This window comes from Ureibacillus chungkukjangi, from assembly GCF_003217295.1.
GTDB classification, from domain to species: domain Bacteria; phylum Bacillota; class Bacilli; order Bacillales_A; family Planococcaceae; genus Ureibacillus; species Ureibacillus chungkukjangi.
On sequence record NZ_QJTJ01000061.1, the window covers coordinates 1 to 2938 of the forward strand.

A 2938-nucleotide genomic window follows, 5' to 3' on the forward strand; every position below is an offset into this window, starting at 1 on the left:
ACTGTAAAATACTAAAATATAAATCTATAAAAAATAATTTTATGAATTGATAAAAACGGGTTAAACCGTTGATATATCAACATTTATAGAGGGAGGCAAATCATGATGAAAAAACATACAACAGGGATACACCACATAACTGCAATTGTAGGGCATCCCCAAGAAAATATAGACTTCTATGTAGGTGTACTAGGCTTACGACTCGTAAAACAAACCGTTAATTTTGATGATCCAGGAACATATCATTTATATTTTGGAAACGCGGGAGGTAAACCGGGTTCTATCATTACCTTCTTTCCATGGGCGAATGCCTATCAAGGGAGGATAGGGGATGGTCAAGTAGGGGTAACTACTTATGTAGTACCCTCTGGCTCAATTGATTTTTGGAGAAATCGCTTAACAAAATTTGATATTGAATATATAGAAGCAGTACGATTCGGCGAAAACTATCTTCAGTTTGACGATCCGCATGGTTTACATCTTGAAATTGTTGAACGAGAAGAAGGTGAACTAAACCCATGGACATTTGGGGGCGTTTCAAAGGAAGTTGCTATTAAAGGTTTCGGCGGAGCGATTTTATACTCTGCTAGCCCAGAAGAAACTGCTTCAACATTAGTGGATGTTATGGGTCTTGAAGTGGTAGGAACAGAAGGAGACTATACTCGCTTTAAAGCAACCGCTGATATCGGCAACATTATAGATGTGAAAATGACTACAGGTGTGCGAGGGACGATGGGTGTAGGTACGGTTCACCATATTGCATGGCGTGCAAAAGACGATGCAGATCATCAAGAATGGCAAGACTATGCTATGAACCATGGACAACGCGTAACTGAAATAAAAGATCGTAATTATTTTAATGCAATTTACTTCCGAGAGTCTGGGGAAATCTTATTTGAAATAGCGACTGATCCTCCAGGCTTTGCTCATGATGAATCGTATGAAACAATGGGTACACAATTGATGCTTCCAGAACAATACGAACAATTCCGAGACCGTTTGGAAATGTCGCTTATACCAATTGAAGTGAAACCGCTTGACTAAGTAATAAGGAGCGATATCTATGATTTCTCTAAATCCCAAAGCTATGAGTGAGCATGAGGCTGCAAAAATATTAAAAGGCACAATTATTCCAAGACCGATTGCTTTTGTAACAACAATTTCTGATGAGCTGATTGTAAATGGAGCACCATTTAGCTATTTCAATATTGTAACTGCATCCCCTCCTATGATTTCCTTATCCATACAAAGAGAGGGGAGTGTCGTAAAGGACACAGCCCGAAATATAGAGAGCAATGGGGAATTCGTTGTTCATATTGTAGATGAGGAGAACGTGGCGAAGGTAAATGAAACCGCTGCTCCACTACCATATAATAAAAGCGAGTTGGAGCTTGCTAATTTGACCGAGGTTCAAAGTGAAAAGATAAGCGTACCAGGTGTAATGGAAGCGAAAGTCCGAATGGAATGTAATCTTGTAAAAGTAATTCCTATAGAAAAGGATGGTAAGGTTATTTGTGATCTATTCATAGGTGAAGTGATTCAATTTCATTTAGATGAAGGAATTTATGAGGCGAATGGTCGAATAACTGCTGGGATGCTCAATCCAGTTAGTCGATTAGCTGGTGCTGATTATGCAAAATTAGGAGAATTTTTCTCAATTGAAAGACCGAAATAATTTGAATAAGGTGGAGAAATTATGAAGCATATATTTAAAGAAGGTACTAATCCAACTAAACCGGTATTGCTTTTATTACACGGTACAGGTGGAGATGAAAACGGTCTATTAGCTTTAGCTGATATTGTAGACCCTGAAGCTTCAGTGTTAAGTGTTAGAGGAAATGTTTTAGAAAATGGAATGCCGCGATTCTTCCGACGTTTAGCAGAAGGTATTTTCGATGAAGAGGATTTAATTTTCCGTACTAAGGAATTAAATGAGTTTCTAGAAAATGCCTCAAAGGAATATAAATTTGATCGTCAAAATATCGTAGCGATTGGGTATTCAAATGGAGCTAATATTGCCGCTAGTCTTTTATTCCATTATAAAGACGCTTTAAAGGGTGCAATTTTACATCACCCAATGGTGCCAAGACGTGGAATTGATTTACCAGATTTAAAAGAAACTAAAGTGCTTATCACTGCTGGAACAAATGATCCGATTTGTCCACAGCAAGAATCCTTGGAGCTACAACGAATATTAGATTCAGCTGGTGCCTCGGTAGAAGTACACTGGGAAGATCGTGGACACCAATTAACAATGACTGAGGTTCAAGCGGGTAAGCAATGGTATGAACAGAATTTATAAAGTTATTAATTAATTTTATGCGTAGGCAAAGTCTTGTTGACTATGTCTGCGCTTTTATTTTAGAAGTAAAAGTTTGATAAGGAAGGTTTGAAATAATATGAGTACAAATTTATTCCTTCTATATGGAAGGAACTAATTTGAGTGATACATCGTTTTGAAATCTTCCAGAAGGTTAGTAACTAAATTGCTATAAAAGTGTTGACATGTATTATTTAGACATGTAATATAGTAAAAGTCGCTACGGTGACGTGATGAAAACTTAATTGAACTCGAAAAAAAGTAATTGACATCGATTCGATAAGTTGATAATATATAAAAGTTGTCTCGAATAACTGTTAAAACTTTTTTAAAAAAGTGTTTGACACTTCGAGAGAAGATGTGATACTATATTAAAGTTGCTGTAGAGAAATGACGGCAGTGTGAACCTTGAAAACTGAACAACAAAACGTTAATGAACATAGTTTCTTCTATTAAATTAGAGAAACGAAATTTTGGACATCAAAATTGATGCCAGCACAAAATTTGAGCTTTATCAAATTTTCTCTTTTATGGAGAGTTTGATCCTGGCTCAGGACGAACGCTGGCGGCGTGCCTAATACATGCAAGTCGAGCGGACTTTAGAAAAGCTTGCTTTTC

The 2938-nt window shown here is 37.0% G+C and carries 3 protein-coding genes and 1 rRNA gene; all 4 read left to right on the forward strand.

Annotated elements, in window-relative coordinates; genetic code table 11:
• Positions 1-105 precede the first annotated feature (105 nt).
• Positions 106-1044 carry a ring-cleaving dioxygenase gene (locus tag BJ095_RS18635; RefSeq protein WP_107937906.1) on the forward strand — a complete coding sequence of 313 codons (939 nt, stop codon included), beginning with the start codon at positions 106-108 and terminating at the stop codon, positions 1042-1044.
• A gap of 19 nt (positions 1045-1063) precedes the next feature.
• The gene (locus tag BJ095_RS18640) at positions 1064-1675 is read left to right on the forward strand and encodes a flavin reductase family protein (RefSeq protein WP_107937904.1); all 612 of its coding nucleotides are present in this window, start codon (positions 1064-1066) and stop codon (positions 1673-1675) included.
• Between the two features lie 21 nt (positions 1676-1696).
• Positions 1697-2302 (forward strand): alpha/beta hydrolase, encoded by a 606-nt coding sequence (locus BJ095_RS18645; RefSeq protein WP_107937905.1) that lies wholly within the window; start codon positions 1697-1699, stop codon positions 2300-2302.
• Between the two features lie 545 nt (positions 2303-2847).
• Positions 2848-2938 (forward strand): 16S ribosomal RNA (locus BJ095_RS18650); the annotation flags it as partial.